Annotated in this window: 24 protein-coding genes; 5 read left to right on the forward strand and 19 right to left on the reverse strand. The window is 48.6% G+C overall.

The annotated features are described in order from the left end of the window. Nucleotides 1–116: 116 nt before the first annotated feature. Complete coding sequence (locus HP398_RS15925) at nucleotides 117–758, forward strand: YdcF family protein (protein ID WP_173623094.1); 642 nt, start codon at nucleotides 117–119, stop codon at nucleotides 756–758. Here HP398_RS15925 and dnaI read toward each other — a convergent pair. The 3 genes from dnaI to nrdR all read right to left on the reverse strand — a co-directional run bounded on the left by dnaI (nucleotide 735) and on the right by nrdR (nucleotide 3,755). Then, a complete protein-coding gene (gene dnaI, locus HP398_RS15930) occupies nucleotides 735–1,667 on the reverse strand; it encodes a primosomal protein DnaI (protein WP_017250779.1) in 933 nt (310 codons plus the stop codon). The genes HP398_RS15925 and dnaI overlap by 24 nt on opposite strands. 15 nt (nucleotides 1,668–1,682) lie before the next feature. Continuing rightward, nucleotides 1,683–3,122, reverse strand: coding sequence for a replication initiation and membrane attachment family protein (locus HP398_RS15935; RefSeq protein WP_173623095.1), 1,440 nt, complete (start codon nucleotides 3,120–3,122; stop codon nucleotides 1,683–1,685). Between the two features lie 153 nt (nucleotides 3,123–3,275). Further along, entirely contained in the window at nucleotides 3,276–3,755 is a 480-nt protein-coding gene (gene nrdR / locus HP398_RS15940; RefSeq protein ID WP_017250777.1) for a transcriptional regulator NrdR, read from the reverse strand. Between the two features lie 137 nt (nucleotides 3,756–3,892). On the opposite strand from nrdR, the gene HP398_RS15945 reads away from it, so the two are divergent. Beyond that, a complete protein-coding gene (locus tag HP398_RS15945) occupies nucleotides 3,893–5,026 on the forward strand; it encodes an HD-GYP domain-containing protein (RefSeq protein WP_017250776.1) in 1,134 nt (377 codons plus the stop codon). 61 nt (nucleotides 5,027–5,087) lie between these two features. Here HP398_RS15945 and HP398_RS15950 read toward each other — a convergent pair whose 3' ends face one another. The 5 genes from HP398_RS15950 to polA all read right to left on the reverse strand — a co-directional run bounded on the left by HP398_RS15950 (nucleotide 5,088) and on the right by polA (nucleotide 11,059). Continuing rightward, a complete protein-coding gene (locus HP398_RS15950; RefSeq protein ID WP_173623096.1) occupies nucleotides 5,088–6,134 on the reverse strand; it encodes a glyceraldehyde-3-phosphate dehydrogenase in 1,047 nt (348 codons plus the stop codon). A gap of 175 nt (nucleotides 6,135–6,309) precedes the next feature. Next, the gene (locus HP398_RS15955; RefSeq protein WP_017250774.1) at nucleotides 6,310–6,873 is read right to left on the reverse strand and encodes a lytic transglycosylase domain-containing protein; all 564 of its coding nucleotides are present in this window, start codon (nucleotides 6,871–6,873) and stop codon (nucleotides 6,310–6,312) included. Next, on the reverse strand, nucleotides 6,870–7,478 hold the full coding sequence (gene coaE / locus HP398_RS15960; protein WP_173623097.1) for a dephospho-CoA kinase: 609 nt from the start codon (nucleotides 7,476–7,478) through the stop codon (nucleotides 6,870–6,872). The genes HP398_RS15955 and coaE overlap by 4 nt, the downstream gene beginning before the upstream one ends. Before the next feature lie 52 nt (nucleotides 7,479–7,530). Continuing rightward, entirely contained in the window at nucleotides 7,531–8,361 is an 831-nt protein-coding gene (mutM, locus tag HP398_RS15965) for a DNA-formamidopyrimidine glycosylase (protein ID WP_069846024.1), read from the reverse strand. A 49-nt stretch (nucleotides 8,362–8,410) separates the two neighbouring features. Then, nucleotides 8,411–11,059 carry a DNA polymerase I gene (polA, locus tag HP398_RS15970; protein WP_173623098.1) on the reverse strand — a complete coding sequence of 883 codons (2,649 nt, stop codon included), beginning with the start codon at nucleotides 11,057–11,059 and terminating at the stop codon, nucleotides 8,411–8,413. A 141-nt stretch (nucleotides 11,060–11,200) separates the two neighbouring features. On the opposite strand from polA, the gene HP398_RS15975 reads away from it, so the two are divergent. Next, on the forward strand, nucleotides 11,201–11,983 hold the full coding sequence (locus HP398_RS15975; protein WP_254476162.1) for a divergent polysaccharide deacetylase family protein: 783 nt from the start codon (nucleotides 11,201–11,203) through the stop codon (nucleotides 11,981–11,983). Here the strand turns inward: HP398_RS15975 and HP398_RS15980 are convergent. Beyond that, a complete protein-coding gene (locus HP398_RS15980; protein ID WP_017250769.1) occupies nucleotides 11,954–12,697 on the reverse strand; it encodes an N-acetylmuramoyl-L-alanine amidase family protein in 744 nt (247 codons plus the stop codon). The genes HP398_RS15975 and HP398_RS15980 overlap by 30 nt on opposite strands. Before the next feature lie 130 nt (nucleotides 12,698–12,827). Here HP398_RS15980 and HP398_RS15985 point away from each other — a divergent pair, with 130 nt between their 5' ends. Next, a complete protein-coding gene (locus HP398_RS15985) occupies nucleotides 12,828–13,772 on the forward strand; it encodes a DMT family transporter (protein ID WP_017250768.1) in 945 nt (314 codons plus the stop codon). After that, a complete protein-coding gene (locus tag HP398_RS15990) occupies nucleotides 13,735–13,875 on the forward strand; it encodes a hypothetical protein (RefSeq protein WP_158265714.1) in 141 nt (46 codons plus the stop codon). Before HP398_RS15985 ends, HP398_RS15990 begins: the two co-directional genes overlap by 38 nt. A 61-nt stretch (nucleotides 13,876–13,936) precedes the next feature. Here HP398_RS15990 and HP398_RS15995 read toward each other — a convergent pair whose 3' ends face one another. The 10 genes from HP398_RS15995 to mdh form a co-directional block, all read right to left on the reverse strand. Next, on the reverse strand, nucleotides 13,937–15,511 hold the full coding sequence (locus HP398_RS15995) for a DHA2 family efflux MFS transporter permease subunit (protein ID WP_173623099.1): 1,575 nt from the start codon (nucleotides 15,509–15,511) through the stop codon (nucleotides 13,937–13,939). A 15-nt stretch (nucleotides 15,512–15,526) separates the two neighbouring features. Further along, nucleotides 15,527–16,756 (reverse strand): efflux RND transporter periplasmic adaptor subunit, encoded by a 1,230-nt coding sequence (locus HP398_RS16000; RefSeq protein ID WP_173623100.1) that lies wholly within the window; start codon nucleotides 16,754–16,756, stop codon nucleotides 15,527–15,529. 6 nt (nucleotides 16,757–16,762) lie between these two features. After that, a complete protein-coding gene (locus HP398_RS16005) occupies nucleotides 16,763–17,422 on the reverse strand; it encodes an HlyD family secretion protein (RefSeq protein WP_173623101.1) in 660 nt (219 codons plus the stop codon). 9 nt (nucleotides 17,423–17,431) lie between these two features. Next, a complete protein-coding gene (locus HP398_RS16010; protein WP_017250764.1) occupies nucleotides 17,432–17,860 on the reverse strand; it encodes a MarR family winged helix-turn-helix transcriptional regulator in 429 nt (142 codons plus the stop codon). A gap of 669 nt (nucleotides 17,861–18,529) precedes the next feature. Next, nucleotides 18,530–19,474: a VanW family protein gene (locus HP398_RS16015; RefSeq protein ID WP_173623102.1), complete on the reverse strand. Its 945-nt coding sequence runs from the start codon at nucleotides 19,472–19,474 to the stop codon at nucleotides 18,530–18,532. Nucleotides 19,475–19,556: 82 nt separating this feature from the next. Next, nucleotides 19,557–20,654 (reverse strand): PRK06851 family protein, encoded by a 1,098-nt coding sequence (locus HP398_RS16020; RefSeq protein WP_173623103.1) that lies wholly within the window; start codon nucleotides 20,652–20,654, stop codon nucleotides 19,557–19,559. Nucleotides 20,655–20,793: 139 nt separating this feature from the next. After that, the gene (gene phoU / locus HP398_RS16025) at nucleotides 20,794–21,450 is read right to left on the reverse strand and encodes a phosphate signaling complex protein PhoU (RefSeq protein WP_144617167.1); all 657 of its coding nucleotides are present in this window, start codon (nucleotides 21,448–21,450) and stop codon (nucleotides 20,794–20,796) included. A gap of 107 nt (nucleotides 21,451–21,557) precedes the next feature. After that, complete coding sequence (pnpS, locus tag HP398_RS16030; protein ID WP_017250760.1) at nucleotides 21,558–23,321, reverse strand: two-component system histidine kinase PnpS; 1,764 nt, start codon at nucleotides 23,319–23,321, stop codon at nucleotides 21,558–21,560. Nucleotides 23,322–23,334: 13 nt separating this feature from the next. Then, complete coding sequence (locus HP398_RS16035) at nucleotides 23,335–24,030, reverse strand: response regulator transcription factor (protein WP_017250759.1); 696 nt, start codon at nucleotides 24,028–24,030, stop codon at nucleotides 23,335–23,337. Nucleotides 24,031–24,621: 591 nt separating this feature from the next. After that, entirely contained in the window at nucleotides 24,622–25,560 is a 939-nt protein-coding gene (gene mdh / locus HP398_RS16040) for a malate dehydrogenase (protein WP_017250758.1), read from the reverse strand. Nucleotides 25,561–25,594 lie beyond the last annotated feature (34 nt).

A 25,594-nucleotide genomic window follows, 5' to 3' on the forward strand; every position in this document is an offset into this window, starting at 1 on the left:
AAAGAGCAAGAAACAATTTACTAGTTTTTCGTGTCAGGCATATGTCAAACTTTGTAACTAGACCGCATTTCAAACGTCTAAAGTTAGGAGAGCGACTATGAGGGAGATTTCGAAGAATGAAAAATCGAACGATAAACGCACAGCGTCCGTGCTGGCACGGGATACGGATAGTGTTGGGGATTGTCATGCTGCTCGGTCTACTATGGTCGAGCTACAACTGGTACCGCATCGAACAGACGATTGAGGGAGCCAACGCCCGGCACGCAACCGTCGGCATTGTCCTCGGTGCAGCAGTATGGGGTGAGGGGCCTAGTCCTGGTCTGCGCGAACGCCTGGAGCAGGCCGCGACTTTGTATGAAGAAGGCTATGTATCGAAGCTGTTGGTCACAGGTGGCCTTGGTGAAGGCAAAACGATCACGGAAGCTGCTGTGAGCAGAAATTACTTGGTTGCCAAAGGAATTCCAGAAGAGGACATTTTGCTAGAAAACAAGTCTACCAGTACATACGAAAACCTGCTGTACGGCCAGCAGGTCTTGGCGGAACATCATATACAAGACGTCCTGATCATCAGCCACGACTATCATTTGGCCCGTGCAATGATCATGGCTGATTCACTGGGAATTGTCGCCTCGCCTGTCGGGACGACGTCACACGTCCTTTTTGGACCGTATCATAAGGCGAGAGAAGTACTCGCCCTCACGCATTGGGAGCTCTCTCGCCTCTGGACACACGTGCTAGGAACGGTGGTTCTCGCGTAAAATTTCATACACATCGACAAAATGGCGGATTCGCTCCATGATGCGAGCCGCTTTTGTTTGTTCAATCCGATTTCCGTTGGAGATAGACAAATGCTCTTGCAGTTCATTCAGCGCGTAGTTTGAAGTAAACAACGTAGGCAAATGGTTGTTTGCCCGCTGATTCAAGATAACCCCCAAAATCTCGTCCCGAACCCATGGCGTCAGGTTTTCCGCGCCGATATCATCGAGGATCAGTACAGGCACTTCTTTCAGCAGCTCCAGCTTCCCCGCGTACGATTGATCCGAGATGGAATCCTTCATCTCCCGGATAAAGTCAGGCACATAAACCAGCAAGGAAGCGACATTGCGCTCCGAGAGCTCGCGACCGATTGCTCCCATGATGTAGCTTTTTCCAACCCCAAACGGACCGTGCAGATAAAGCCCCTTTACCCGCTCGCCTGTTCCCACTTTTTCACAGAACTGAATCGCAGCGTCTACGGTAGCCAAATTCCCGGAGTCAATGACCAAGCCCTCAAAGCTCGCGTTCAAGGTCTCTTCGGAAACATAGTAGCTGCGCATCAGTCGGCGGCGGCGAATCTCTTCCTCATGCGACAATTGCTTGGAACAGGGCGTCATCGAGCTGATAATATGATGGTGAGCCAGCTCCAATTGAGTGCTATGCCCCTTGACCAAATTCGGGCATTCGCCAAGACCCGGACAACGCTCACACCAATACTGCTCCTTGACTGCCGTATAGATGTTGGAGAGCGAGCGAAGGTAATCGTCCCTGGTCAATTCGGGATGCTCTTGTTGAAATGCTTTTAAATACGCGGACGAACGGAACATTTTATCTAACTGCTGATCCGGTGTCAGCAACTGACGCGGTGTTCGTTTGGCGAGCTCTTGCATGAACTCACTGATAGATTCCACGTTCCCTCACACTCCTTATTTCCGTTTTCGCAAGGTTTCCAGTCTTTTCTGCAAGTCTGGAAAATCCTGAATGGACTGTTTCTTTTCAGCGTCCGATGTGGTTTTCTCCTGCGACAGCTGCCACTCGACAGATGCTGGCAGCTTGTCCTGCAAGATAGCTCTACCGTTCCGTCTGACAGGAGCAGATTCCTTCTTGCCCGCTTTTGCCTTCTCGGCAGTTTGTGCCCGTTGATCCGCACGCTCGAGGATCTGCTTGACTGCCTCGTCGGCTGTCGCGATCCGCTTGGCTTTCCAGCTGTCACGAATCGTCTCCATGTACGCTTTTGGCAGCTCCATTTGCATGCTGGCTAACGTATGGAGCAGCAGGGCATTGACGACTTCCGGCTGCATCCCATCCGCAAATACAAGCGTTTCAGCCCGTTCCAAAAACACCTTGCTGATTCTGCCACCAACGACCTTTTCCAACAGGGTCACCGGAGATAACTGGCGACAAGCACGGATAAAGGCTTCGCTACCAGGCTCAGGCAAGCGCCCTGGTCCAAAGTCATCCTCTGTCGTGTCAGTTGCAGGCGCAGTTCGGTATAGCTTGTCTTCCGTGTAGCGTTGCACCAAACGCTTGCGCAAAACTTCTCCGTCCAAACTCCGATCCGATTTGTACAGCGTCCAATCACGCAGCTCCTGCCCCATTCCCCAGCTGTCCAGCTGATAGAAATGGCACAGTGAGAACAACAGCTCCATGCTCTTGCCTTCCAAAACTTTGACCGAGTCGGCATTATCCGGCAAGTACAGGCGCAAGGACGATACACTCAACGAATGGTTGACCTGTGCCTCGTAGCCAGATTTCATCTGCGCTTGCGGAAAGCTAGTGTCCATCTCGGTTAAAAACTGATCCCGCTCCGATCCTTTTTTCACTTCCAGCTCCGATGGTTTCAACGACTGGAATACATCATGGAAGTCTTTCGTGACGTTTTCCACGATGGAGTATTCTTGATCCAACTGACTGCCAAGCGTATCTGCATAATGCTGGCGCAGTTGCGAATAGCGAACGTTTTCGATTTTGTTTAACAACATCAACGACAGTACATAGTCTGCAAAAAACTCTGCCGGACTAAGCGGCGGTTTGATCAAATACTCGTAATAATAGTCACGCTGCTGATTTTCCCTGCGGCGCACCTCGACTAGCCCGATTGCCTCCAGACGTTCACGCGCATCCAATAGCCGATCCAGAGAAAGCGAAGTCGTCAGCATCAAACTGCGATGGGTCCCCTCCGAGGAGGCTCCGCTCACCTCCTGCACGCCATGGACGAGCAGTTGGTAGAGAGCGTACGATTCGACACCGATGATCGGCAAGTATAGCTGCGTAACAAAGCCCATTTCGGCAAAGCCAATCGGTCTTGCCATCCGCACCAGATAACGATCCTTCGGCAACAATTCGTTCCAAACTAAACGACGCATCAGATCTTTCCTTCCTGACAAAATTCGATTCTTTTATTATAGCACGACTACCCATTCATTCGCGGAAAAATCAGCTGGAAAGCCAAAGAAGCCCTGGCGGATCGGCCGCAAGAGCGTGAGAGAGAAGTTGCGAGTCTGATAGAAAAAGCTTATCTATTCTTTTGGAAACGAGCTATTTCGCGCTTGAGCCAATAGCTCCTCCAGCTCTTTCATAAATACATTGATATCTTTGAATTGGCGGTATACAGAGGCGAAGCGTACATAAGCAACCTCATCGACATGGTATAAACGCTCCATGACCTTCTCCCCAACGTCATTGCTTGGGATCTCCGCTTGCCCGCAACTGCGCAATTCTTTTTCAATGTCGTTCACTACATTTTCAAGCACTTCCAACGGTACGGGGCGTTTTTCGCAAGCGCGCACCAACCCGCGCAATATCTTGTCACGATTGAATTCCTCGCGTGTTCCGTCCTTTTTCACAATTAACAAAGGTGTTTCTTCTACCATTTCAAAGGTAGTAAAACGGCGCTCGCAGGCTTCGCACTCACGGCGACGACGAATGGATTTATTATGATTGAAAGGACGTGAATCCAGGACTCTAGTCCCATTATATTCGCAAAATGGACAACGCATATCAGAATCAACTCCAATACTGACAATACTTGTCTACAGTGTCCCTCATATTCCTGTCAGAAGTCAAGTCAATCCTTGTACCTATTTAAAGCATAAGTCGAATGGAGTACAATTATGGTACTGTTGGAGGGATAGTCATGCGTTTAGTATCTTTAAGGCACCTACAGCCTGGAATGAAATTGGGACGTACGGTCTTCACAGAAGATGGAAAGGTGCTGCTTGGAACCGGTATGCTCTTAACGGAACGACTGATATCCGGATTAGAGCGAACTGGTGTCGATTCGGTGTATATCGATGATCCCCGTACCAATGACATCGTTGTAGAAGAAGTGATTCGCCCACAAACCAGGCAAGTAGCTGTGGAAGCCATCGAGAAGACGATCAAACAAATTACAAACTCAAACAAGCTGGCCCGGAAAATTTCCTTAAAAGAAATGGGCCTTCATTTTCAGCGTGCCTTTAGTTCAATATTGGACGACCTGATGCAAAACAAACAAATGGTTGGACATTTGACGACAATCTCTTCTCATTCGCCATCCTTATACCATCACTCCGTGAATGTGGCCGTGCTGGCGACTGCTGTGGGCATGTCTCTGGGCTACAATCGCACACAGCTCATAAACCTAGGGGTAGGCGCCATGCTGCACGATATCGGCAAAGTGAGCCTGCCTGAAGAGCTGTTACAAAAAACAGAGCGTTGGACGGACGAAGAGAAGGAAATCGCCAAACAGCACACGATGCTTGGCTTTAATTTGTTGCGAAAGCAGCATGATATCTCGCTTATGTCAGCACATGTCTGCTTGCAACACCATGAACGACTAAATGGAAGTGGTTATCCACAGGGATTATCCGGCAAGCAAATTCACGAATTTGCGCAAATCGTCGGTCTCTGTGATATTTATGACTCATTGACTTCCCCACGCCCATGGCGCAAGCGGTACATGCCACAGGATGCTGTCGAGTACCTGCTAGGCGCTGGCGGTACGCTGTTCGAACACCATCTAGTCAATGCCTTTATCAAGCACATCGCTATCTTCCCGATTGGAAGCAGCGTCGTTTTGAATACCGGAGAAATCGGGGTAGTGAGTCGGGTTGATCCGGATTATTCGCATCGTCCTACTGTACGTGTGCTAAAAGACGGCCGAGGAAACGACGTCCCAAGTCCTTATGACCTCGATCTCAAGGCGAACATCCGACTGTTTATTGTCAGCTTTGAAGATGATGATCTATTTAACGTGAACTCATTAGATGAATCTTCTACCTCATCGTAAATACGAAGCAACGAAAAACCCCTTTGCTCGAAAATCGGCAAAGGGGTTTTGGTTATGCTACTTATTTTACACCCACAGCAGCTGCTTCTTTTGTTGCAGCTTGATTGTTCTGCTCGGAAACGTGGCGAACCAGGTCTACGACACGGCAGGAGTAGCCCCACTCGTTATCGTACCAAGCAATCACTTTCACCTGATTGTCTCCCATTACCATCGTAGACAGACCGTCGATGATCGAGGAGTGATCGTTACCATTGAAATCGCTGGATACGAGCGGCTCGTCGCAGAACTCGAGGTAGCCTTTCATGCTGCCTTCGCTCGCTTCACGTAGGACACGGTTTACTTCGTCCAATGTAACAGGCTTCTTCGTATTGATTACCAAATCCACTACGGAAACGTTTGGAGTAGGTACGCGAAGTGAAAATCCATTCAGCTTGCCATTCAATTCTGGCAGAACCTTACCCACTGCACGAGCAGCACCGGTAGTCGTTGGAATGATGGACTCGCTAGCTGCACGTGCACGACGCAGGTCTTTATGCGGATTGTCGAGATTCACCTGATCGTTTGTAAACGAGTGAATGGTAGTCATGAGACCTTGTTCGATACCGAATGCATCGTTGAGCACTTTTGCCACAGGTGCGAGACAGTTGGTCGTGCAAGACGCATTGGAGATAATGTGGTGATTAACATGGTCGTAGATACCTTCGTTTACACCCATCACGATCGTAACGTCTTCTTCTTTCGCTGGTGCTGTAATCACAACTTTTTTCGCACCGCTTTGCAGGTGCTTGCCAGCGCCTTCGCGATTGTTGAACTTGCCTGTAGCTTCTACGACGATCTCTACTCCGAGGTCACCCCAAGGCAGCTTCAGCGGATCACGGTCAGACAGGACAACTGTTGCTTTTCCATCTACGATAATCTTGTTGTCTTGGACTTCCACTTTATTTTGCAGGCGTCCGTGGATCGTGTCATATTTCAACAAATGTGCAAGCGTCTCCGCTGGATAGCTGGCGTTGATTGCAACGATTTCAATGTTGGGGTCCTGAATAGCGCGGCGGAATACCATGCGGCCAATACGTCCGAAACCATTAATACCGATTTTAATTGTCATATATAGAAACCCCTTCCGAATTGAGTTACGCTTATCTGATACTTTTATTATAATAAGTATGACACAATTATCAATGTGTTTTACTGAAAAATAAATATTTGGACGATTTACCCTACCCAAAAAAAGAGGAAAAAGCCGCTCTCTTATCCATAAGAGAAGCGGCTTTTCATGACTTTTAACGTAATTGAAAGTCGTATATATTTTTGTAACGATCATGATAATAGAGCACTCGCTGGACATATTGACGAGTCTCCCCATAAGGAATGTCCTCAATCGTCTCTCGAGTTCCGTTCCATTGCTCACTCGCGAGCCATCCGTTTACTTTCCCCGGACCAGCGTTGTAGGCTGCAATGACTTTGACAATATCCCCATCATAGCGGGACAGCAAAAAATCGAGATACCATGTCCCAATCTCGATGTTCATGACAGGGTCGTACAAGTATTGACTGTCCTTTGGACGGAAGCCCGCCTCCTTGACGATCCACTGTGCTGTTTCCGGCATGATTTGCATGAGCCCGACGGCACCTTTTTTCGAAACGCGATCTGTCGCAAACCCACTCTCGGAACGAATGACGGCCAATACCAAATGAGGGTCCACCTCATATTTCAGTGCAGCCGTCACAATCTGTTGCTCATATTTGATCGGGTACATCCATTTCCACACCAATGGCGTGTTTAGCAGCAGAAATACACTCGCCAAAACGAGCAAGATCAATGCTGCACGTTTGCCAAAACTCATGATTGACGCTCCGATCGAATCGCGGCCAATACGGCCTCCACTTGACGCTCGGTTTCTTCACGCGAACCAGAATTATCGATCAAAAAGTCTGCGCCTTGCTTCTTCTGATCAATGGGAAACTGCGCCCGCAGTCTTTTTCGTGCTTGTTCTTCTTCCAATTCGTCGCGCTCCAGCATTCTCGCCAATTGCATCTCGTAGGGCGCATAGACGACCACGATTTTTTCTACCATATGCGTAAGCTTGCTCTCATACAGCAGAGGAATGTCCATAAAGACGATCTCGGCTCCATTCGCTTCCGCTACTTCGGCCTCTTCCCGCATAACGCGGCGTACCTCGGGATGGACGATGGCGTTCAGCTTTTGACGCTCGGACTCGTCCGAAAACACGATCTCACCTAGTTTTTTCCGATCAATTTGACCATCTTCCAATAGGATCTCTCTTCCAAAATGGCGCACGATCGCTTCATGGGCTACTTTACCTGGTTCTACGACCTCTCTGGCGATTTGGTCAGCGTCAATGACAGGAATTCCGCGCTCTCGAAGCATACCTGTCACCGTGCTTTTCCCAGTGGCAATTCCGCCTGTTAACCCTAGTATCATGCCCATCCTCCTCCCTTGGTCGAACTGTTATCACTGCTTTGTGAAAAACTTCTCGAGGTTACTGGTTCTTTTGGCAGTCCGGGCAAATATGCGTCCCTCTGCCTCCGACTACAAACCGAATGATTTCGGCCCCGCACTTCGTACATGCCTCATCTTTTCGTCCATAAACTAATAGAGACTGTTGGAACATTCCCATCTCGCCCTGTCCGTTCACATACGACTTGATGGAGCTACCACCTTGTTCTACCGCTTCTTGCAAGGTAGAGACGATGCTTTCGTGCAGTCGGATAACTTCTTTATCTGTCAGCATTCCTGCTGGTTTCTCCGGATGAATGCCTGCTTTAAAGAGTGACTCGTCCACATAAATATTCCCCAGCCCTACAATACATTCCTGGTTTAGGAGAAGTGGCTTAATTTTTGTTGACCGTCCTTTTACCAATTTCCCCAAAACTTCAGGAGTAAAACTCTTATCTAGCGGTTCTACTCCCAGTTTTGCCAAAGGTCCGACGGTTGTTTCCTTCCCCTTAGGAAATAGATCCATCGTCCCGAACTGGCGAACATCCCGATAACGCAGCTCCGTTCCGTCCGTAAAATGGAAGACGACATGGGTATGCTTCTCAACGGGATCATCCGCTTGATACACGCCATAGCGCCCTTCCATTCGCAGATGGGACACAAGCACATCCTCGTTTAAGAAAAACTGAATGAATTTTGCCCGCCGTTGGATATCCTGGATGGTTTGTCCCACCAAGAGAGATTTGAAAGCTTCCACATCATCTGGCTGACGCACAATACGCGCCAAATGAACACTTACTCTCTCAATCGTTTTTCCCATGACCAAGCCACGCAGAGTCCGTACGACGGTTTCTACCTCCGGCAATTCTGGCATATGCCCTCCTCCTCTCGCTGTCTATCCATGTTTTATTGTCTAGGCATGCCTACTTCGCATCGTACCAAGTACGTCCATCACTGACGTCCACCTTGAGTGGCACATTGAGTGACAGTGCACTCTCCATCACTTCTGGCACCAGTTTGCGCATGACCTCAAGCTCATTTTCTGGGACTTCAAATACAAGTTCATCGTGCACCTGCAAAAGCATGCGGCTAGCGAGACCTTTCTCCTCGATTGCCTCCTGCATACGAATCATCGCCAGCTTGATCACATCGGCAGCAGTACCCTGGATCGGCGTATTCATCGCAGTACGCTCGGCAAACGAACGCAGGTTAAAGTTGCTGCTGCGAATATCTGGCAGGTAGCGGCGGCGGTTCAACAAGGTCGTCACATAGCCATCTACCTTCGCCTGTTGGACAATCTCGTCCATCCAGCGCTTCACACCGGAGAAGACAGCGAAGTAGCGCTCAATAAAGTCCCCAGCTTCTTTGCGGGTAATATTGAGGTTTTGCGACAGACCGTAGTCGCTGATGCCGTATACGATCCCAAAGTTGACCGCTTTGGCCTGACGACGCATCAGTGAGGTCACTTCTTCCTCACTCACACCAAATACGTCCATGGCAGTGCGGGTATGAATATCCATTCCCTTTTGGAAGGCGTCAATCAAGTTTTCGTCTTGCGAAATGTGGGCCAAAATCCGCAGCTCAATCTGGGAATAGTCGGCCGCCAGCATGTACCAGCCATCCTCCGACGGGATAAACGCCTCGCGAATCTTGCGTCCTTCTTCCATGCGGATCGGGATATTTTGCAGATTCGGGTCCGTACTGGACAGGCGCCCTGTAGCTGTAGTCGCTTGGTTGTAAAGTGTATGCACCTTGCTCGTCTTCGTATGGATTTCCTTGGTTAAGCCCTCAATATACGTAGAGCGGAGCTTGCCGAGCTGACGGAAGGTCAGGATCGCATCGATGATCGGATGATAAGGAGCCAGCTTCTCCAATACATCTGCACTGGTAGAAGGACCTGTTTTGGTCTTTTTCAATACAGGCAGAGATAAGCGATCAAACAAAATTTCACCCAATTGCTTCGGCGAGTTGATGTTGAATGCCCCACCCGCCAGCTCGTAAATCTGATCTGTCAGACCTGCGAGCTTTTTGTCCAAGTCTTCCCCCATTTGCACAAGGCGCTCACTGTTTACCTTTATGCCTTGCTTTTCCATGAGAGCCAGTACCATACTCAGCGGGGCTTCCAATTCACCGAGCAGCTTTTCCATTTCGTTCTCCGCCAGCTGCTCGCGCAATACAGGCACACTCTGCCAGATTGCGGCCGCTTTATGCGCTACATGCTCGCTCAGCACGTCCATTTCAGGAACAAGACGTTTGGCACCCTTGCCGTACACCTCTTCATCTGACAATACCCGTGTTTGTGCGTATTGTGCCGCTATGCTATCCAATGTCGGGTTGCTCTCAGTCGCATTCAGCAGGTAAGAGGCGAGATACACATCAAAGCTGATGCCTTTTATCACCAAATCATGCCAGGCGAGTCCAACCGTGTCTCGCTTGCCGTCAAATACCCACTTCTCCTTCGCAGGATCAGCCAGCCACTCACAGAGTGCCTTCCATTCCTTAGCTACGTCCCACGGAACGAACATCACCGTATCTTCCGCAGCCAGTCCAATTCCGAGGAATGGCGCATGGTGATAGTTTTCCCCGTCCATTTCAATGTAAAGAGCCATTGGTGACGTCAGCTTGGACTCGTACGCCGCTTTGTTTTCCTCTGAAATCATCTCAAACGAAAACGGCTTAGCGTCTGCTTGTCCGCTTCCCTCTGCTGGCTGTGCCACTTTGATCTTGGACAGCAGCGATTTGAACTCCATCTTTTTAAAGAACTCGCTTAGCGGTACACCATCATAACCTTCATAGCCAGTCTCTTGCACATCCAGCTCCACAGGCGCTTCACGCAAAATGGTTGCCAAGGCTTTACTCATGTTCGCCTTGTCTACATTCTCACGCAGGTTCTCTTGCAGCTTTTTTCCCGAGACTTTATCGATGTTTTCCAGTACTTGCTCGACAGAGCCGTATTCGTGCAGCAGCTTCAGCGCTGTTTTCTCCCCGACACCAGGGACACCTGGAATGTTGTCGGATGAATCACCCATCAAGCCTTTCAGATCAATTATTTGCAGCGGCTTAAGGCCGTACTTTTCGTGAATTTCTTGTGGAGTGTACAGCTCGATTTCGCTGACTCCCTTGCGCGTCAAAGCGACGGATACATGCTCAGACACGAGCTGCAGCATATCTTTGTCTCCGGTAATGACAGTCGTTTTCCAAGCTTGCCCATCTGCCTGCTTCGTCAACGTACCGATAATGTCATCCGCCTCGTAGCCTTCCAGCTCGAAGCGTTTGATTGAGAAGGCATCCAACAGCTCCCGAATCAATGGAAACTGTTCAGACAGCTCCGGCGGAGTTTTACTGCGTCCCCCTTTGTACTCAGCATACTCGCTATGGCGAAACACGACTTTTCCCGCGTCAAAAGCAACCATAATATGCGTTGGCTTCATTTCCTCCAACACTTTTAACAGCATAGTCGTAAAGCCCAGCACTGCGTTCGTATGCAGTCCTGCTGATGTGGACAATAAAGGGAGCGCATAAAACGCCCGGTTCGCAACACTGTTTCCATCAATCAACACAAAATGACTCAAGGAATTCGACCCCTCTCGTTACAAAACTACTATCTTTAATCGTAACATAGGGCAAACATCAAAGCCAAGCCGTAGATATGGCGGGTAAAGAACAAGGTGATTGAACAGACTATGAAAAAAATGGACAAGGAAGGTGATCCTATGAATGCGAGGAAATTGATTCCGCTCTTGCTCACGCTATTTCTTTCCTTCGGGTCAATACCAGCAACAGCGACTCCACATGCAGATGCCGAGCCCGCAGGCAAAAAGCTGATGGCATTTGTCATTGATGACTTCGGGAACAACATGCAAGGGACGGAGGAAATATTATCAATGCCAGTCCCTCTCACGGTTGCCGTCATGCCGTTTCTGCCAAGCACCAAGCAGGATGCCGAGCTCGCCCATCAAAAAGGACATGATGTACTCGTTCACATGCCGATGGAGCCGATGAAAGGAAAGCGCTCCTGGCTCGGTCCTGGAGCCATTACGGCTGATCTGTCCGACGATGAGATTCGCAGTCGCGTGGAAAAAGCGATTGACGATGTGCCACATGCGATTGGCATGAACAACCATATGGGGTCAAAAATAACGGCTGACGAGCGACTTATGCGCATCATCATGAAGGTCGTCAAGGAGCGTGGGCTCATTTACTTGGATAGCAAGACCACTGATAAAAGCGTGGCGGCGAAAATAGCGGCTGAAATGGGCGTGCCCCATGCAGTGAATCAAATTTTTCTCGATGACGTGTACTCTGTCCCACATATTACGAAGCAAATGGAGCTCGTTTGCAAACGAATACACAACCATCCCCTATGTATCGCAATAGGCCATGTTGGGCCTCCTGGCAAGAAAACAGCCTCCGTTCTGCGCCAGTATATCCCGCGAATTCAGAAGGAGGCCGAATTTGTAACCATTTCAAAGCTTATCCAGCAAACTGCTCATTAATTTTCGCCACCAGCTCTCCTTCACACGAGCCTCCGTTTTCAGATTTCCCGACAGCTTTACGTATTCGCTCACGGCTTCTGTAATAGCCTGAGCGATTTTTTCTTGTGCTTTGGGATTCGTTAACATTTCGCGGTCATGCGCATTGCTGATAAAACCCATCTCCACGATGACAGACGGACAGTAGTTATGACGCAACATGTAGTACGTCTTCCCCCTGACTGGTTGGTTGTTCGTCCCTGTCAGCTTGTTCAGCGAGTTTTGCAGCAGCTCTGCCAGCATATAACTTTGTTCGGTATCTTGGTGCAAGAGAATGGCACCGCGTCGTCGCGTATTAGACGCCCAGTTTACATGCAGGCTGAGCAACATCTGGGGACCGATCTCTTTCGCCAAATTCTTCCTCTGCGCCAAATCCCGAATATGCCTCGATCGGTTGTCCAACCACCGATTCTCATCGCTCAGTGCGATATCATTGTTCCGATTCAAGGCCACCGTATAGCCAGCTTCTGTCAACTGTTGGTATAGTTGCTTGGCAATTTGCAGGTTGATGTCTTTTTCGTACAAATCCCCATAAGAAGTTCCCGAGTCTACACCCCCATGACCTACATCAATCAAAATGTGAAAGGGGGTGAGCGGCAATGCCTCGCTTCGCGTCGGGATACAGATGAGGATAAGTATGAAAGCAGCGATACGGAAAATAGCCTGTAAGTTTCTCATGCCAGTAGGATAACCGGATTGAAAAGAAACCTTTCAAGCGGTGAGGTACACATAACATTGTGAATTTTTTAATCCAACTGTACAATTACAATAATGAAACATGACCTTACCCGCATAAGAAGGTGTACTGATGAATCAATCTTTGGAAAAACCGTTATTCCCCCCGTATTTGGCTCTCTTAATCGGGGTGATCGCCATTTCCTCTTCTGCGATCTTTGTAAAGCTATCGGATGCGCCTGCTCCGATTATCGCTACGTATCGCCTGATTTTTTCTGTTCTCTTAACGCTTCCTTTTTTATTCTGGAATCGTGGCGCCATCGCAGAGATTGGAAAAATGTCCAAAAAAGTGTGGCTACTCTGTATTTTATCCGGGGCCTTTTTGGCAAGCCACTTTCTGTTGTGGTTTGAATCGCTGAACTACACGTCTGTAGCCAGTTCTACTGTGCTCGTTACCTTGCAGCCATTATTTGCATTCATCGGCGGTTATTTCTTTTTTGGTGAAAAAGTTCGATTTCTGGCTCTATCCGGCGGCTTGCTGGCGATTGCGGGAAGCTTTGTGATTGGCTGGGGAGACTTTCAAGTAGGCGGCATGGCTCTGTGGGGTGATTTCCTCGCATTGATGGGAGCTGTCACTGTGACGGGCTACTGGCTGGTTGGGCAGTACGTTCGCCAACATATGTCCTCCTTTGCCTACACACTGGTCGTCTATACAGCCACCAGCGTGATTCTGGTCACCTACGATCTGGCACTCGGATATTCGCTCGTCGGTTACCCTGCGGCAGATTGGGGCTGGTTCTTCTGTCTCGCCCTGTTCCCGACCTTGCTTGGACATTCTATTTTTAACTGGATCATTAAATGGCTCAATACGACGACGATATCCATGGGGATTTTGGGAGAACCGATTGGGACTGCGATTCTCGCTTACTTCATCTTGGGTGAAGTGGTAACACCTCCGCAATGGATCGGCGGCCTGATCATTATCGCCGGCATTTATGTGTTCATTCGTTTTAACCAACCTGCTAAAGGAGTGTCCTCCATTGAACAAGCAACCGGAGAACCGAAAAAGCTTGCGTGAATTCGTCAAGGGACTGAGTATTTGGGCGAAGATTGGCTGGACAGTTCTTCTTGGCTACATCGTCGGACGGATTTTGTACTGGTTATTTAAAATGATGTCCTAACAGGCAAAAGGGGCAATTCCAAAGAAGTCTTCGATAAGACTTGCGGAATTGCCCCTTGCTATTAGGCTGTTGCCTTTTCGGTTGCTGGCACCTGTTGCGTTTTTTTCGGCTTTTTATGCAGGAAGTACAGAAGTGGAATCGAGAGGACAATAGGGATAACGGAGACGAGGAAAGTATCCCCGATGCCTTGGACCAACGATTCTTTTGCCATCATTCCGTATAAAATCGCGCTGGCTCCCCCTGTCGCACTCGCCGCATCTACCCCAACTTGTGCATACATTCCTGAAATGCCACTGATAAACTGCATCGCCATATCCGTATTCAAGTTGTCAGAGATTGAGGCCATGTGGAAATTTTGACGCGCCTGCATGATGACTGTCAAAATCGCAATGGCAAACGAACTCATGACTTGGCGCAATACGTTGGACAGCGGAGAGGCATCCCCTACACTTGCACGCGGAACGGCGTTCATCCCTACAGTAGACAGCGTCATCATGCACAATCCGATTCCAATCCCGCGAATGGTCAAGATCATATCGATCCACGAATGCATGCTGTCAGCAGATAGAGTGTGCAGTTCGTACGTCGTGATGCTCATGATGGTCAAGCCGATCAACCCGATCGGTCCGATTCCGTATTTATCCATCAGCTTTCCGCTGATTGGCATCATGATCGCCATAGCAATCGATTGCGGCATCAGCAGAATTCCAGACTCCATGGCCGTCAATCCCTGAATGTTCTGGAGGAAAATCGGCATCAGGAAGATACCGCCCATCATCCCCATCATGACGAAACCCGAAGTCAAAATACTAATGGTGAAGGTAGGAATCTTCAAAAGCCGCAAATCGAGCAGCGGACTTTCTTTCCCCAGCTCTACCCAAACAAACAGGATCAAGCTCATCACGGCAACGAAAAACAGACTGACGATGAAAAAGGAGGTCCAGCCCTCTGCTTGCCCTTTACTGAAGGCGAGCAGCAGGGTCCCGAAACCGACGATGGCAAGAAACGCTCCCAAAAAGTCGAACTTTAGCTCTGGCTTTTTCGGCGTTTCCTTGAGCAGAACGATACTCATGATCACCGCAAAAATACCAAAGGGTACACCGACCAGAAAAAGAAATTGCCAGCTTAAAAATTCGATGAGATATCCACCCAATGTCGGGCCCAGCGCAGGGGCTGTCATGGAAGCAATCCCGAATATCCCCAATGCCATTCCGATCTTTTCACGCGGAACGATCATGTAAATCATCGACATCCCGATTGGCATGATCATCCCCCCGCTGACACCTTGCACGACGCGAAAAGCAATCAGCGAAGAGTCACTCCACGCCAAGGCACAAAGGATGGACGAAAATGTAAACGCGGATAAGGAGAGTACAAATATTTTTTTCGCCCCGAATTTGGCAGACAACGAGCCGCTCATCGGAATCATGACGGCATTTGCCAGCATATATCCGGTCAATACCCACTGCATGGTCTCGGTAGTCGAACCAAAAATATTGACCATGGCAGGCAGGGCAACGTTAATCAAGCTATTGTTCAGAATCGCAACGAAGGTTCCTGAGAGGATGGCGACAAGAGACAGCCACATGCCGCTGTTCCCTCTTTTCTCCTCTCGGTGTGCCACCGCTTCCGCCATGTGTCAACACCCCCGTTAGTTTGCGATCACCTTGCTGCCCTCGGACAGTTTGTCTGTCGGGTTCAGTACAATTTGATCATTGTCTTTGACGCCATTCGTGACAGTTGTCCAGTCGCCGCTTGCGTTCTCTACCGCAACTTCTACCTGGTGTACAACGTTGTCGCTTACGGTATAGATGTAATGCTTGCTGTCCTTCTCCAGCACGGCTGACGTCGGTAATTTTGTTCCTGGCGTTGCCTGACCTTGGAGCATGACTTCTGCTACCATACCTGCGCGCAGCAAGCCGTCCTGATTATTTACCTTCACTTTGACTGGGAAAGAACTGCTGTTGGTATCCGAAATCGGAGAGACAAACTCAACGGTACCTTTCAGCACTTTTCCCCCCAGACTGCCTACCTTCACATCAACAGTAGAGCCGACCTTCACTTGGTTGATTTGGTTTTCCGGTACGCTTGCTTCTACTTTGACATCTGCCATATTCACTAGCACCATGAGAGGTGTCCCTGCCGCTGCCATTTCTCCCGGGTCAACCGAGCGCTTGGCGACGATACCTGTGATTGGCGCACGAATAATGGTATTGTCATAATTGCTTTTCGCCAGCTCCAGATTGGAGCCTAAACGGCTTACTTCTGCTTGCAGAGCCGCTACCGTGTCGGCAGTTGGGCCTGCTTTTGCCAGATCGTATTGAGCTTGCGCTTGTTCAAGACCTGTACGCGCCTTTTCCAATTCCAGCGAAGATTTCTCCAGCTCAGCCTGGGACAATGCGCCTGCATCAAAAAGTGCTTTCATCCGATTGTAGTTGCTCTCGACCACCTTCAGGCTGGCTTCTGCCTGGGTGACAATACTCCCAAGCTGCGTCAGCTGTTCATTGCGCGCACCTGCTTTCGTATCTCTCAGCTTTGCCTGAGCGCCTGCAATGGCTGCTTGTGCCTGATTGATCTGCTGCTGATAATCAGCTGCCTCTAGCGTGACCAGTACATCGCCCTGCTTGACGACTGCGCCTTCTTTTACTTTCACGCTCGCTGCTTTTCCAGATACTTTAGAAACGACTTGGATCTCTTCAGATGCTGCCACCTTACCGTTGGCAATGACACCCGTAGAGGCAGAGGTCACCTTCCACGTCTTCACGACAGGGACGCTCTCGCTCGTTTGCGATGCAGAAGATGTCTCGCTACAGCCCGCCGTAAGAATAGAAACGGCTGCCATGACTGCAGCGATTGTTTTCCATTGTGCTGTCTTTTTCATGCTTGATTACATCTCCTTCACGTGCACTTTGATCTCGGCATTCAATCCGGCCACGAGGTCCAGACCTGCTGTGTCATCTATAGCGATTTTGATCGGGATACGCTGGGTTACTTTGGTGAAGTTCCCGCTCGTATTGGTCGCTGGCATCAAGGAAAATGTAGAATTCGTCGCCTTTCCGATCTCCAATAAATGACCGCCCAATTTCTTACCTGGGTAAGCGTCAATCGTAAAATCGACTTTTTGGCCGAGTTTCAACCGTTCGATCTCAGTCTCTTCCAAATTGGCGGAGATGTACAATTTGTTTTCGTCCATCACGAGAGCTACCGATTGCCCTGCCGAAACAATCTCTCCCTCTTTTGCTTGCGTTTTAATCACGGTACCTGTAATGGGAGAACGCAACACGCTGTTTTCCAGCATCGTCGTTGCTACGTTAGTTGTATCTTGCTGCCCTACGATTTGGTCCGCTATAACGGTGTCGCCTTCTTTGACAGCGAGTCCGGTCAGTTTGCCTGTCATTTTTGGCATGACGCGATAAATGTCTCCCGCAATCCGAGCATCTTGTGTGGTCACATAATGTGCACCTTGATACCAATAGTAGTAACCGATTCCTCCACCACCTGCCACGAACAGGAGCAAAATGACATACAAAACCAGTTTTCGCTTCATGGTTTCTCCTCAACTTTCTCGTTCTTCTAGTTTCGCAATCAATGTTTCCATCGACTGAATAATGATGTCTAAATCCTCATCGGAAAATCCATGGAAAATACGCTTGTAAAAGTTCTCTGAGAAAAAATCAACCTTTGCGAACAGCTCCGAAATCTTCGGTGTTTTACGAATCCAGACAACACGCCGGTCATTCTCATCACGTACGCGTTCTACGAGTTGTTCTCGTTCCAAACGATCTATGATGCCAGAAACGGTGCTGTACGATAAGTCTACGGCTTTGCTTATCTGGCCGATCGTTTTGGGATCAGGGTGTATTTCTCGAATGACCATTAGCTGCGGGACAGTCACACCATATTGGGACAGTTCTTTTGTGGCCATTGTTCCAAATGTCTTGTTCAACCGTTTTAACAAGTCCCGAATAAGCAGTGATTTATTCATAGTGCACTCCTTTCTTAAGTAATATTTCGTACACGAAATTTATCACATGAAAACTATACGATGTTTTTCTATCCGTGGCAACTATTTCTTTAGGTTAAACTTTAATTAGGTAACCTTTTAAAAGCATGAGTTGGGCGGGCTGTCGTGGTGGGGAGGAAACAGGAGAAAACGCTCCAGCTTCTAGGGCCACCCGCTGGGGGATTGACTGCCCGACTCCATGCAAAAAGCGAAACCGCGTCCAAAGTGGTCCATTCAAGATGTGTTTCAGAGGTGGACGCTTAAAGCCGTGTTTCGCTTTTTGCATTCCGTCTCGGTCGGCGTCCCTAAGATCTTCGCTTATTTCTCCTGTTTCCTCTACGAGCTTTCCGTGTTAAACGGATCTTAAATGCCTTAAAAGATTAAAGAATGTGCGCAGTTACGTTAGAGAAGAATATTTCCAGACGTAGCGACTTGTGGAGTCTTACCCAGCGGAGAAGGGATTTGCGGGCAAAAGAAACGCAACGTGCCCGTGCTACGAAGCGGCTACCATTTTTGCGTTTCCCCGCAAATCCCTTCGGAGCGGGCAATCTAAACATCCCCGTGGGACGGAGCCTGGAGCCTAGACTGGAAATATTCTTCTCCCCACCGCAGCCTCGTACTAAAAAAGAAAAACCGACACCCCCTTTACCCTCAAGGAATTGTCGGCCCATTTTCATGCAAAATAGATGGAGCATCCGGTGCTTCTTCAGGGGTCGTGCGGCGTACGCTTGGTACATTTCGTGGCTCATGCTCAATTTCTGGGAAAGAGTGAACCGTCACGTACATGCTTCCGTTGCTCGCGATCGCCCGGATCAAGACCGGATAGGCGTATTTGTTTTGAAACACAAAATCAGGGCCGTACCAGCTCACGGTTGCATCACGACCTGGAGGTACGTACGCTACGTTTCGACTGTGAGAATAACGCTGCATAATGTGCAAGCCTGCTTGGTCTACCGCATTGAACAAAGTAGACGATACTTGGCAGATTCCTCCCCCAATGCCTTCCGATAGCTCTCCTCTAACAATAATAGGTGCCTGCAAATACCCTTTTTCTTTTGTACGCTGGCCCACTACCTTATTAAAAGAAAAAATTTCTCCTGGCAAGACAACGTAATTGTTAATCGCCTGCGAGGCGAGTTTAATGTTGTGTACACGATTCCGGTTGCCTGCATTGAAATAGGTCGCATACTGTCCGATCGTTTTTTTCCGAACCTGACTCATGAGAGCCTTGTCTACCTTCGGGAATACCTCTTTGTAGCTAACATTCATGCTTGCGGCTCCCGTACCGTAAAAATAATCGTAAAAGCGTGCGCGAAATGCCAGGTCATCTAACCTTCTTCCCTTGGTTTCTGGAACAATGGCCCCGGCGTTATTAATCGTCGCATTGGTGGGCTCGATGTGGGCTTTTTTCGCCACCTCTTCCACCATTCGCGCAAGCTTGCTTTCATCAACTAATGGAACACCATCAAAGGGAAGAGAATAATCAGCACGACTGAGAATAGCTACCGTCTTGTCCTCCATCTCTATCTGCAAAAAATTCGTCGGGTCGAGGGGATTGATTAACAATAACAGAGCCAACGTCATAGCAAAACCCATCCGGCTGCTCACCTCCATTCTCCAACAACGATCATCTTCCGTTATTGTAGTATGAGCAGTCGAACGGGTTTCATTCTACGATCTAAATACCATTAGCCATCTTTGTCAGTCTGCTTACGAGAGCTTGAGAGACAGCCTTTAAACGCTGCTGGTCAACAGCTTCCTGATACGTGATGTTTAACTGGTCACGCAGCTCTTTGGCAGCGACAAGATTGGCTGTGGCCTCTTTTATTTTTTGGCTATATCTTACCTTAATATCCAATAATTCTTCTTCATATTTCTCATCGGTTCCTGGGGTAATCGCGCGTTCGTACATATCAATAACCTCATCCGTCTCTTTACTAGGAAAATACTCATGCGGAGCCGTACTGTCAAAAATAGCGAGGCTCTTCTCAGGTACAATCACCATATCGAGGCTGTGTGGGTCCAAACCACAATGATACACTTCCACATCAAAACCCCGTGTCTGGGCTTCCTTCACCAGCTTTTTCAGCATGGTTGACTTGCCAGAGCCTGGTCTGCCCTTGATGAAGTAACGTTTCTGCAATTGGTCTGTCAGCTTCATGATATGATCGACTGGTCCCTGTGGAGTGGCAGCCCCCAAGTACATACGCCGAACTTTTGCTTTCTTCTCTAGCTGCTCATCCCTGAAGAATAGCGCGATGACTTCTTCCGTGACACGATTGGCTTCTTCTCTGTCCAGGTTTTCAATGTAAGGGGCTTCCCACTCATCATGGATGCGCAGTGCTTCGCCAAAAGCCAGATAAGCCTCTTCACTCTTGTTAAAAATCTCTTCGTACCAGGCGGCGATCCGGTCTTTGTCATCCACGAGCTGATCAACGTCTACCATCGCCTGCAAATTGACTTGAATTTCTGTTACGCCAGGGGAAGCCGGTCTCCACAAGCGCGGATAGCTCCCGTCCATGATCGCTACTTTATAGTGAGGAAAAATGACACCATCAAACTGTCCGTTCACAAAAGGGGAATGAATCCACTCCACTTCGTTTGTTTTTCGTGCCATTTGATTTCCAATCGACTCGATCAGTGGCGATGTAATTCCTTCCACTGTCCCTGTCAAAATATAAACGCGCTCCAAGCCTTCCAATACGGAGTCATAAAATGTCTTGTATCCTCGCGCAGTATTCCCTGCGGCATATATATGGCGCACTTTGTTCGTCATTGCTTTTCCCTCCTGTACATCTTCTCGCTGCGGTTGAAACGATGTATTGTATGCACAACAGGGGAAATAGGCGTCTGTCTACAAAAAGCCGCTGCAAGCTATTATTCATAGCTCACGGCGGCTTTTTGTCATGCGGGTATTATTTATTCAAATCCGTCATTTTACCAGTCGACATATAAATAATCCATTCGCAGATGTTCGTAACATGATCGGCAATCCGTTCCAAATATTGCGCGACCAAGAGCAAATGCGTTCCTTGCGAAATGGCCTGACTGTTTTTCGTCATCAATTCAATCAGATCATGGAAAATCGTGGAGTACAGTTTATCAACAATGTCGTCGCGTGCAGCAATCTCTTCTGCCGCTTCTTTATTGCGTGCAATATACGCATTTAAGCAATCGCGCACCATAGCCTTGACGTGATCAGCCATCATCGGAATGTCGATGAGGGGTTTCACGTACGGGTCCGCCATCAAGCGCCGGGTCGTCTTCGCAATGGAAACGGCATGATCACCCATTCGCTCCAAATCCGTCACCAGCTTCAACATGGTTCCCAAGCGTCGCAAGTCACCTCCGACTGGCTGCTGCAATGCAATGAGACGGAAGCAATCGCTCTGTATTTCTTGCTCCAACTCATTGATCACAGGATCGTTTGCGATAACCTGTTCAGCCAGTTCAGCATCCCGCTCAACCAGACTCTTAATGGATTTATGAATAGCTTCTTCCACCAATGTGCCCATCGTCATGAGCTTGCGGTGCAGTACATCCTGCTGTTCTTCAAAAGCGTGCCGTGACATTTCCCTCTTCCCCCTTCTAGTGTCTGACATGTCAAATGGTACAAGGCGATTGTATTGTAGAAGTAAAGCTACTATTTTGTTTGTGTAAATGTTTTTGCAGCAGCTTTTTAGGTAAGGGGAAGTGTAACTGAGAAGGTTGTCCCTCTTCCTTCCTTGCTCTCCACACTGATATGTCCGTGCAAATTTTCCACGAGATGCTTCACAATTGCGAGGCCCAAACCTGTTCCACCTGAATCGCGGCTACGCGCCTTGTCTACGCGATAAAACCGCTCAAAGATACGCGTGAGATCCTTTTCCGGAATGCCGATCCCAGTATCCATAACTTGAATGGTGATGTTTTCGCTGTCTGCCTGTGTCTTAACGTTGATCTTCCCACCTTCTTGCGTATAGGCGATCGCATTCGTCAACAGATTCAAGATGATCTGCTGCAAGCAATCCTTATCTGTCATCAACCAAATATCTGGCTTCGGTGAAGGGAGTGTGATCGTCAATTCCTTGCGCTGTGCCTGGTCATGCATGATGGCAACTGCCGAACTGATCAAATCCTGCAAGTGAACCTGACTCAGATGCAAGGGGATTCGCTTCTGCTCGATTTTGGACAGGTCTAAAATATCGCGGATCATCCGGTAGAGTCGCTCGCTCTCATCTGAGATGATTTGCAGGAAGTTGCGACATGTTTCCTCGTCCTGCATCGCCCCTTCAAGCAAGGTCTCCGTGAAGCCCTTGATCGAGGTAATCGGCGTGCGTAGCTCATGCGATACGTTAGCCACAAAATCACTGCGCATCTTCTCCAAGCGGCGAATGTCGGTGATGTCATGCAGCACCACGACTACACCCCTCGACTCCCCCTTGAAGTTAATATAGGGAGCAAAATTCACGTCAAGGATGCGTTCCTGCGGGTAATAGATGTGTACCTCTTGGCGGAACTTCTCGCTTCTGTCGAGACACCTGTCGATGTATTGGCTGAGCCCAAAGCTCTTGCCTGCCTCGATATGCAGCTTCCCTACGATCTCATGTCCAGCAGTCCCCAACAGCTTTTCAACGGCGGGATTGACCAGCATGATCCTACGTTGCTCAGAAATGAAGATCACGCCACTCGTCATATTGGTCAGAACACCTGCTAGGCGCTGCTGATTCTCCGAGATTTCGTACATCTGCTGCTCCAGGCTCGATGCCATGAAGTTGATCGCTCCTGCAAGCTGACCAATCTCATCCTTTGCTTTGATTCTCACACGGCTCTCGTATTGGCGCTGTGTAATGTTGCGGGCTACCCGGGTGATCTCCTCGATCGGACGAATAATGGAAAAGGAAATGCGGGAAACGACAATCGATCCGACTACCAAAGTAACCAATAAACCGGTGAGCAAGCTGTACCACATCTTGTGGATCGTATCGGTAATATCTTTCATCGACATCGCTGAACGAACAACACCGAATATTTCGTTGTTCAGTTCAACAGGCACTGCAACGTACATCATGTCATAGCCGAGCGTCTCACTGAAACGGCGGGAAATTCCTGTTTCTCCTTTTAACGCTGCCATCATCTCCGGTCGATCATGATGGTTTTCCATCTCTTCCGAGTGGGAGGAGTTGTCGTACATCACCTGACCATCCTTGTCGATAATGGTAATCCGTACTTCATCCGTTGGCGCTACTTGTGTGACCCGATCCGCTAACGTCGCTTTATCGGTAAAGACGTTCGGGAAACGGACCGCCTGAGAGATGAGCTTCGACTCGCGGGACAATAGCTCATTCAGTGATTGGAGGTAGGAATTCTCCAGCACTTTGGCAAAATACATCCCCATTACCAATAGTACGAGAGAGATTAAACCCAAAATAGTCAAAGTGAGTTTGATTCGAAAGCGAGTCAAGGTAAATCCTCCGTTATCCTTCCAATTTGTATCCTAATCCGCGAACTGTTTTGATGTATTTCGGGTTCTTCGTGTCATCCTCAAGCTTTTCGCGCAAATGACTGACATGCACGTCTACAATTCGAGAATCCCCGATGAAATCGTAGTTCCAAACAGCATTCAACAATTGATCGCGCGTCAGTACACGCCCTTGGTGGCTCGCTAAATAGTTAAGCAGCTCGAATTCCTTTGGCGTCAGCTCAACCTTCACGTCTTTACAAAACACCTCGTATTTCTCCGGATAGATGCGAATATCCCCAAATTGGAGCAACACATCTTGAGGCGCTGTAGTCGCTTCTGGTGTGGTCTGAAACCGCCGCAGGATGGCCTTCACGCGGGCAATTACTTCTCTCGGGCTAAAAGGCTTTGTCAAATAATCATCAGCACCAAGCTCAAGCCCCAAAATCTTGTCGAGCTCATCATCTTTCGCTGTAAGCATCAAGATCGGGGTATTATTGCGTTCCTGGCGCAAGGTTTTGCATACATCCATTCCATCCATCTTGGGAAGCATCAAATCAAGAATGATAAAATCAGGCTGCTCGCTCTTGACCATGTCCAAGGCCTGTTTACCGTCAAAAGCAGTCACGACCTGAAAACCTGATTTTTCAAGATTAAATTGCAATAGCTTTACAATGGAAGCTTCGTCATCCACTACCAATACTTTGATCATCTGTCTGTTTCCCCCTAGCGTTGCAATGCTTGCGCTCGATTTTCTAACCTACGTCCCCTGAAAAATGCTTCTCTCTACAATACTCAGTCTGCCAAGGCTCATTGCGGAAAACAAGTAATTTTTTTGTAAAGACATGCTGAAAGGGCATATAGAACTTATTGCTTGGCAATAGTATTCCGCTTTTAGGTAAAGGTATCTACATGAAAAAGGTCTTCTGGCTGTAATGGTCGGGAGAAGCCCTGCCACATGTTTTCCAGTCGCCTGTATCCTCTCTTCGTTCGGGCGGTCTCCTTTCAAACATGTGACAGTGCTTTCGTACAGCTGTGGATGTATTTCGTGCTTTTAGTACGTTTTGCAAGTCAACACAGCGGAGCTTTTGAAGGCACTTCTTAGATTCTACTTTAAGATAAAGAAAAAGCTGCGTAGAAGAAGCGAATTTCCAGGCCAAGCGCCTCTGGAGCGGACAGTCAATCCCCTTTGCAGGGCGTAGGCCGAAGCGTAGACTGGGAATTCGCTTCTTCCCCCACTAGAGCCACTTTATCAAGCAAAAAAGACGCCTTCCCAAAGAAAGGCGTCTTACATGTATGGATCTTATTTCAAAACAGCCATGACGCTGCGTACAGAGTCAGCAGATTTGTCGAGAGCTGCTTTCTCTTCGGCAGTCAAATCCAATTCGATGATTTTCTCGATCCCGTTTGCGCCGAGCAGAGTCGGTACCCCCAGGTAAAGATCATTGTAGCCGTACTCTCCTTGCAGAAGAGCGATGGATGGCAAAATGCGTTTTTTGTCCTTGATGATGGCTTCAGCCATTTGTACCAAGGAAGCCGCAGGTGCGTAGTAAGCGGAACCGTTCCCCAAAAGGTTTACGATCTCGCCGCCGCCCTTGCGGGTACGCTCTACGATGGCATCCAGACGGTCTTTCGGGATTAATTTTTCCAATGGGATACCACCAGCATAAGAGTAGCGAACCAATGGAACCATGTCATCACCGTGACCACCCAAAACGAAGCCTGTTACGTCTTCTACAGATACGTTCAACTCCATAGCCACGAAGGTACGGAAACGAGCCGTATCCAGAACGCCGGATTGACCGATTACGCGTTCTTTCGGAAAGCCGGACGTTTTGAAGAAGGTGTACGTCATCGCGTCAACTGGGTTGGATAGTACGAGCACGATAGAGTTAGGTGCATATGTTTTTACTTGCTCTGCAACAGATTTCATAATGCCAGCATTGGTGTTAACCAGGTCATCGCGGGACATGCCAGGCTTGCGGGCAATACCTGCTGTGATGATGACGAGATCAGCATCTTTGATGTCTTCATAGTTCGCAGTACCTGTGATGCTTGCATCAAAGCCTAATACTGGTGAGGATTCCATCATGTCGAGTGCTTTACCTTTTGTTGGGTTTTCCAGTTGCGGAATGTCAACCAATACTATGTCGCCCAGCTCTTTTTGCCCCAAAATGAATGCAGTTGTTGCACCAGTGAAGCCACTACCGATAACAGCGATTTTTTTACGGTTGAATGCCATGAACTATTCCCCTCCAAAAATGTAAGTGTAAAAA

The sequence above is a fragment of the Brevibacillus sp. HB1.4B genome, assembly GCF_013284285.1.
GTDB lineage: Bacteria > Bacillota > Bacilli > Brevibacillales > Brevibacillaceae > Brevibacillus > Brevibacillus porteri.

Excerpts from the sequence above, each read along its gene's own strand:
- HP398_RS15925 (WP_173623094.1), top strand. The coding sequence starts at position 117 with ATGAAAAATCGAACGATAAACGCACAGCGTCCGTGCTGGCACGGGATA.
- HP398_RS15935 (WP_173623095.1), bottom strand. The coding sequence starts at position 3,122 with ATGCGTCGTTTAGTTTGGAACGAATTGTTGCCGAAGGATCGTTATCTG.
- nrdR (WP_017250777.1), bottom strand. The coding sequence starts at position 3,755 with ATGCGTTGTCCATTTTGCGAATATAATGGGACTAGAGTCCTGGATTCA.
- HP398_RS15945 (WP_017250776.1), top strand. The coding sequence starts at position 3,893 with ATGCGTTTAGTATCTTTAAGGCACCTACAGCCTGGAATGAAATTGGGA.
- HP398_RS15950 (WP_173623096.1), bottom strand. The coding sequence starts at position 6,134 with ATGACAATTAAAATCGGTATTAATGGTTTCGGACGTATTGGCCGCATG.
- HP398_RS15955 (WP_017250774.1), bottom strand. The coding sequence starts at position 6,873 with ATGAGTTTTGGCAAACGTGCAGCATTGATCTTGCTCGTTTTGGCGAGT.
- coaE (WP_173623097.1), bottom strand. The coding sequence starts at position 7,478 with ATGGGCATGATACTAGGGTTAACAGGCGGAATTGCCACTGGGAAAAGC.
- mutM (WP_069846024.1), bottom strand. The coding sequence starts at position 8,361 with ATGCCAGAATTGCCGGAGGTAGAAACCGTCGTACGGACTCTGCGTGGC.
- HP398_RS15975 (WP_254476162.1), top strand. The coding sequence starts at position 11,201 with ATGAATGCGAGGAAATTGATTCCGCTCTTGCTCACGCTATTTCTTTCC.
- HP398_RS15980 (WP_017250769.1), bottom strand. The coding sequence starts at position 12,697 with ATGAGAAACTTACAGGCTATTTTCCGTATCGCTGCTTTCATACTTATC.
- HP398_RS15985 (WP_017250768.1), top strand. The coding sequence starts at position 12,828 with ATGAATCAATCTTTGGAAAAACCGTTATTCCCCCCGTATTTGGCTCTC.
- HP398_RS15995 (WP_173623099.1), bottom strand. The coding sequence starts at position 15,511 with ATGGCGGAAGCGGTGGCACACCGAGAGGAGAAAAGAGGGAACAGCGGC.
- HP398_RS16000 (WP_173623100.1), bottom strand. The coding sequence starts at position 16,756 with ATGAAAAAGACAGCACAATGGAAAACAATCGCTGCAGTCATGGCAGCC.
- HP398_RS16005 (WP_173623101.1), bottom strand. The coding sequence starts at position 17,422 with ATGAAGCGAAAACTGGTTTTGTATGTCATTTTGCTCCTGTTCGTGGCA.
- HP398_RS16010 (WP_017250764.1), bottom strand. The coding sequence starts at position 17,860 with ATGAATAAATCACTGCTTATTCGGGACTTGTTAAAACGGTTGAACAAG.
- HP398_RS16015 (WP_173623102.1), bottom strand. The coding sequence starts at position 19,474 with ATGGGTTTTGCTATGACGTTGGCTCTGTTATTGTTAATCAATCCCCTC.
- HP398_RS16020 (WP_173623103.1), bottom strand. The coding sequence starts at position 20,654 with ATGACGAACAAAGTGCGCCATATATATGCCGCAGGGAATACTGCGCGA.
- phoU (WP_144617167.1), bottom strand. The coding sequence starts at position 21,450 with ATGTCACGGCACGCTTTTGAAGAACAGCAGGATGTACTGCACCGCAAG.
- HP398_RS16035 (WP_017250759.1), bottom strand. The coding sequence starts at position 24,030 with ATGATCAAAGTATTGGTAGTGGATGACGAAGCTTCCATTGTAAAGCTA.
- mdh (WP_017250758.1), bottom strand. The coding sequence starts at position 25,560 with ATGGCATTCAACCGTAAAAAAATCGCTGTTATCGGTAGTGGCTTCACT.